At 46.4% G+C, this 6,140-nt stretch carries 4 protein-coding genes; all 4 read left to right on the plus strand.

Annotation, left to right across the window (positions count from 1 at the left end; genetic code table 11):
* Position 1 precedes the first annotated feature (1 nt).
* The 4 genes from D1164_RS13095 to D1164_RS13110 all read left to right on the plus strand — a co-directional run bounded on the left by D1164_RS13095 (position 2) and on the right by D1164_RS13110 (position 5,872).
* A complete protein-coding gene (locus D1164_RS13095) occupies positions 2 to 910 on the plus strand; it encodes a dihydrodipicolinate synthase family protein (RefSeq protein ID WP_119350432.1) in 909 nt (302 codons plus the stop codon).
* A gap of 113 nt (positions 911 to 1,023) precedes the next feature.
* Positions 1,024 to 2,193: a sialidase family protein gene (locus D1164_RS13100; protein WP_119350433.1), complete on the plus strand. Its 1,170-nt coding sequence runs from the start codon at positions 1,024 to 1,026 to the stop codon at positions 2,191 to 2,193.
* Between the two features lie 73 nt (positions 2,194 to 2,266).
* Entirely contained in the window at positions 2,267 to 3,211 is a 945-nt protein-coding gene (locus tag D1164_RS13105; protein WP_119350434.1) for a dihydrodipicolinate synthase family protein, read from the plus strand.
* Between the two features lie 15 nt (positions 3,212 to 3,226).
* On the plus strand, positions 3,227 to 5,872 hold the full coding sequence (locus D1164_RS13110; protein ID WP_119350435.1) for a sodium:solute symporter family transporter: 2,646 nt from the start codon (positions 3,227 to 3,229) through the stop codon (positions 5,870 to 5,872).
* Positions 5,873 to 6,140: the final 268 nt, after the last annotated feature.

Below are 6,140 nucleotides of genomic sequence, written 5' to 3' on the forward strand. Positions count from 1 at the left end.
TATGAATTTTAAAAAGATTGAAGGATTAATTGCCGCTCCTTTTACACCGATGAAAGGGGATGGCTCACTGAATACCGGACTAATCCCCGATTATGTCACCAAATTAAAAAACGACAGGCTAAGTGGTGTTTTTATTTGCGGGACAACCGGCGAAGGGATGCTAATGACATCCGACGAAAGGAAAGAAGTAGCAGAAAAATGGATCGCCGAACAAACCGAAAATTTTAAAGTTATCGTTCATGTAGGCAGCACCTCATCAAAACAATCGTATGAGCTGGCGCGTCATGCACAGGAAACAGGTGCGTATGCAGTGGGATGCATGGGGCCCGTATTTTTGTCGCCTTCCACCGTAGAGGATCTGGTTGATTTTTGCGCCGAGGTTGCCTCCGGTGCCCGGGATTTGCCGTTTTATTACTACCACATCCCTTCAGTATCCGGGGTTTCGTTATCGATGGTTGATTTTTTACAAAAAGCAGCGCCAGTGATTCCAAATCTTGCAGGTATAAAGTTCACCCACACCAATTTTATGGAGATGCAACAATGCCTCCACCTCCACTACGGAAAATGGGATATCCTCAGCGGCTTCGATGAAATGCTTCTGGCCGGACTTGCATTTGGAGCAAAAGGAGCGGTAGGCAGCACGTTCAACTTTATGGCTCCCCTTTACGAGCAAATTATCTCTGATTTTAACACTGGGAATATTACGGCGGCAAGAAAAAACCAGTACAAGAGTGTAAAAATAATTGAGATTCTGGTGAAATATCACGGAGCTATTGTCTCCGGAAAAACATGGATGAAATCTGTTGGGATTGATTGTGGAAAGTGTCGGTATCCGTTGAAAAACATGACTGAAAGTGAACACGAAAGTTTTATAAAGGAAATGGAGGCAGCAGGTTTTTTCGACATGTAATAAAAGTCCATTCTACCGGAAAAAGGATAAAAAGCCAATACCATTTAGCACAGGTCTTTTTGTCATGTACGGTAAACGAAAAAGGTCAATAATTCATTTATAAAAAACTGACTATGAAAGCAAAACTATCTTCGACATTGATTTTTACTGTCTTTTGCTACTGTGGAATACTATACTGCGGTTCTGCGACAGCCCAAACCACGCAAATATTATGGCAACAAGGAACCGGAAAGTACAACAACTACCGGATTCCTTCAATTATTGCAACGCAAAAAGGGACGTTGCTCGCCTTTTGTGAAGGCCGTGAAGCCGGCGATTCGGGCAACATTGACATCCTGCTAAAACGCTCTGCAGACAATGGCAAAACCTGGAGCGATGAGCAGGTGGTTTGGAACGACGGAGCGAATACCTGCGGGAACCCGTGCCCGGTAATAGATGAAGAAACCGGCCGGATCTGGTTGTTTCTCACCTGGAACAACGGTGAAGACAGTGAATCGGAAATCATTCATAAAAAAGCGTCCTCGCCGAGGCAACCTTTTGTATGCTATTCCGATGACGACGGGCGTACCTGGTCAGAGCCTCAAAACCTTTCAGAAAGCGGCCGCGATGCCTCCTGGGGATGGTATGCCACCGGTCCGGGGATTGGCATCCAGCTAAAAAACGGGGCTTACAAAGGGCGACTGGTTATTCCGGCCAACCACAGTTACGACGACCCGGAAGGAACTGTCAGAAACGGGCCCTACGAATACGGAGCGCACGTTTTGTACTCCGACGATCATGGAAAAACATGGAACAGGAGTGAATCCATAGGCCCGGGATGCAATGAAAGCCAGGTAACGGAATTATCCGATGGAACGCTGGTGATGAACATGCGATCATACAACGAAAAGTATTCACGGGCCATCAGTTTCAGCACAGATGGCGGCCAGACCTGGACAGACATCGAACACGATTTTCAACTGGTGGAATCGAGATGTCAGGCCAGTATCCTGGGCTTGGAGACGGAAAATAAAAAAACTGTTCACCTGTTTTCCAACCCCGCCGTACCGGTTGGCCGAACTGCCATGACAATAAAATCCAGTTTTGATAACTGCCAAAGCTGGAGTAACGCCAAACTAATCTATGCTGGTCCTTCAGCCTATTCCTGCCTCGTAAAATTACCCAACGGACAGATCGGGCTGTTTTTTGAAGCAGGCGAAAAGAAACCATACGAAAAAATGGTTTTTGTCTCGTTTAAACGGAAAGAGTTGTTTTCACAAGGGACAATCTTAGAAAAAATATGACACCACGAAGGTGCAAAATTGGAAATAAAAACCATACTGTGGCTTCGTATCAATCTGGTCAAAAATAACCTGTATGAAACCATTCCATTCGAAAGAAATATACGGCAACTGGGAAACTCTGCTTCTGGCAACCGACAGCCAGGGAGACATTGATTATTCCAGACTGCGTGATGAAATCGATATTCTGATCTCATCAAAACCAAACGGCATCTATTCCAACGGAACAGCCGGCGAATTTTACACACAAACCGAAGATGAGTTTTTGAAAATAAGTGAGATGCTGGCGTCCAGGTGCGAAAAAGCCGGTATCCCTTTTCAAATTGGGGTGAGTCATCCGAGTCCGCAACTTTCGCTGCAGCGGCTAAAAACGATCAAACACTTAAAGCCGTGCGCTGTGCAGGTTATTCTACCCGACTGGTTTCCGCCAACCCTTGAGGAAAGTATCGTCTTTCTAAAAAATATGGCGGAAGAAGCAGGAGAAATCAGCCTTGTTTTATACAATCCTCCACATGCCAAAAGACAGCTAAAACCGGAAGAATGGGCCATTCTGAAAAAGCATGTCCCCTCGCTAATGGGCGTAAAAGTATCCGATTTCGGGGCCAATATGGAGTGGTATTCCCAAATGAGGGACAACCGAAAGGGACTTTCCGTTTTTATCCCCGGACATCATTTGGCTACAGGAATAAAAGCGGGTGCCCATGGCGCTTATTCCAACATGGCCTGTTTGAACCCGTTTGCGGCACAACGATGGTACAACCAGATAAAAAACGACATGGAATCCGCACTGGAACTGGAAAGACGCATTGGGAAGTTTATGCAAACCTGCATTTTACCACTGATAACAGAGCATCATTATTCGAACCAGGCCTGCGACCGGTTTATGGCGCTGGTGGGAGGATGGGCAGATACAGGACCAACATTGCGCTGGCCATACCGTTCTATTCCGGAAGAAATGGCCGAAACGGTACGAAAAGAAGCCCAACACATTATCCCTGAGTTTTTCGAAAAACAAACCTGAAATAATGACTGAAATATGAAGTATCTTCTTTCCATCCTTTCCCTGTATATTTTTATTTTAAACATTCGCGCAGAAAGCAACTATTTTACGTTTTCCACACTACCCGACCTGCCACCCAATACAGGTTATTCAGTCCAGCCTGGTTTGGCCGGCCCTTACACCGGAACCGACGACGATATTTTAATCATAGCCGGTGGCGCCAACTTTCCCGGCAGAATGCCCTGGGAAGGTGGAACAAAAAAGTATTACGATGAAATTTTTATTCTGACAAAGGATGCAGAAGGAAAATACAAATGGAAAACTTCAGCGCAAAAAATTCCCTACCTGGCTGCTTACGGCGGCGCTTTAGAAACTTCAAACGGATTATTTTGCTTTGGCGGAAACACTGACAAGGACTGTATCTCCGAAAGTTGGTTTATCGACTACCGGCCCGAAAGCGAAGATGTGGAGATAAAACCGGGACCCGCACTGCCTGTGCCTCTCACTAACTTTGCGTCTGCCAAAGTGGACGGGTACATTTATGTTGCCGGGGGAGTGTCATCCCCTGGCGGAGCATCAGGCTTGCATTTTTTCAGGCTACAAGTTACCGGTGAAAATCCCACAGAATGGGGTTGGGAAGAACTTCCGGCATGGGATGGAGCTCCCCGCGCATTTGCTGTAGGGGTGGGGCAAAGTAACGGCGAAACCAACTGTTTTTACCTTTTTTCGGGCCGGAATGTCCAGCCCAGAACCAATCCGAAAATCCTGCACGACGCCCATGTTTTTAATCCCTTCCTCCGGGAATGGAGCGTAATCTCCGACGGCAGTAACCCACCGTTCCCGGTAATGGCCGGCACTGCTTTCCCGGCAGGAGCCAGCACCATTGTTTTTGCATCGGGTGCCAACGGGGAGCAGATGAAAAAACAACTGGTCTTCGAAAAGCAGATTTCAGAACTCCGTAAACTGAAAAGCAGTGGTCAACCCGTTCAGGATAAACTGGATCAGGCAGAAAAAGAACTGTTGGATCACCTGCAAAACCATCCCGGTTTTGGAAACCGGCTAATGGCATTTAACACACTCACTCACGTCATGTACGAAGCAGGAAAGCTGCTGGGTGCCGGACAGGTTACTACCCGGGCAGTCACCGAGGGGAAAAGTGTATTCGTCCCTTCCGGCGAAATCCGCCCAGGAGTACGGACACCTTCCATACTAAAAATTGATATCAATCCGGAAAACAGACACCTCAGTTGGCTTGATGTACTTGTTATTGCCCTCTACTTTCTGGTACTTTCATGGATGGGCTACTTTTTTTCGAAACGACAAAAGGATACCAACGACTATTTTAAAGGCGGGGGCCGTGTTCCCTGGTGGGCAGCCGGATTAAGCATCTTCGGAACGGCCCTGAGTGCTATCACTTTTATGGCCATTCCGGCAAAAACCTATGCGACCGACTGGTCCTATTTTATGCTGAACATGACTATTTTTATGGTAGCGCCAATCATCGTTTTTCTGTTCATCCCTTTTTATCGGAAACTGAATATTACCACAGCTTACGAATACCTGGAAAACCGATTTAACCTGGCCGTAAGGCTTATCGGAAGCCTTTCATTTATCTTGTTTCAGGTTGGACGAATGGGGGTGGTGATGTTTCTGCCATCCATTGCGCTGAATGTGGCAACCGGCATTGACATTTTCGTATGCATTGCACTCATGGGAGTTATCAGCCTAGTGTACACCATGTTGGGTGGAATAGAAGCAGTAATCTGGACTGACGTGATGCAGGTAATTGTTTTGCTCGGAGGCGCTCTGTTGTCACTTGTTTTAATCACTTTTGCTGTCGATGGCGGCTTGGGCTCCATCGTGGAGGTGGCGGCAAACAACCATAAATTTAATGTAACCGATCTTACATGGTCGCTCAAACAGCCCACCCTGTGGGTGATGTTGCTGGGTGGTATTTTTGCCAGCATTACCACATACGGCACAGACCAAACCATGGTACAGCGCTATTTAACCACCAAAACGCAAAAAGAGGCAAAAAAAAGCGTATGGACCAACGCCATTTTAACCATTCCGGCTACCCTGATCTTCTTTTTTGTGGGAACGGCACTTTTTGTCTTTTACAAAACCTATCCGGCAGAACTGAATCCAACCTTTGCAAACAACGATGCCATATTTCCATGGTACATTGCCTCTCAACTTCCCCGTGGAATTTCAGGGTTACTGATTGCCGGTATTTTTGCTGCCGCCATGAGTAGCCTGAGCAGCAGCATGAATTCAGCGGCAACGGCTTATTCAACAGACATTCATTTTCGATTTAAGTGGAACAAAAAAGTAAGCGAATTAAATATTGCCCGGAGAGCCACGCTGGTAATCGGAATCGCCGGAACCCTTTTTGCCTTTTTTATGGCCACAGCAGATGTTAAATCGTTGTGGGACGAGTTTCAACGGGTATTGGGGCTGGTAATCGGCAGCCTCGGCGGTGTATTTTTGCTGGGAATTCTATCGAAACGGGCCAATTCGTTCGGAGCTTTGTCGGGAATTGCTGTCAGTATTGTTGTACAGGTGCTGGTATCGGTTAATCAGACGGTACACCTGCTCGTTTTTTCAGCCACCGGGGTGATTTCCTGTTTTGTCGCCGGTTATATTTTCAGCCTTTTGAAAGGAGGGAGCAAGGAGAAATGATCTCACTTTTGACCACTGATTTTATTCCTTTTTAATTTCAGAACAATGCAAAACAGGCTATTTTCCGGCAGGCCGGCAAACAAACAAAGTTAGCCAATAATCATTTTTTGTTTCACTGTCTCCACTCCGTTTTAGTCTTCAAAAACGACCAGTGAATACCCCTTACATTTTGGTACCGTCACTTCGATATAATCATCAACCTGTTTAAAGGGAAGGGATTTTTTCTCGGGCGCCAGGTAAACCCGTTTGGGACGGGCCCCGTCATTCC

This window comes from Mariniphaga sediminis (assembly GCF_003573545.1).
In the GTDB taxonomy this organism is placed as follows: Bacteria; Bacteroidota; Bacteroidia; order Bacteroidales; family Prolixibacteraceae; genus Mariniphaga; species Mariniphaga sediminis.

What these genes read in the sequence shown, in the direction of transcription:
- D1164_RS13100 (WP_119350433.1), top strand. Translation starts at nt 1,024, where the DNA reads ATGAAAGCAAAACTATCTTCGACATTGATTTTTACTGTCTTTTGCTAC.
- D1164_RS13095 (WP_119350432.1), top strand. Translation starts at nt 2, where the DNA reads ATGAATTTTAAAAAGATTGAAGGATTAATTGCCGCTCCTTTTACACCG.
- D1164_RS13105 (WP_119350434.1), top strand. Translation starts at nt 2,267, where the DNA reads ATGAAACCATTCCATTCGAAAGAAATATACGGCAACTGGGAAACTCTG.
- D1164_RS13110 (WP_119350435.1), top strand. Translation starts at nt 3,227, where the DNA reads ATGAAGTATCTTCTTTCCATCCTTTCCCTGTATATTTTTATTTTAAAC.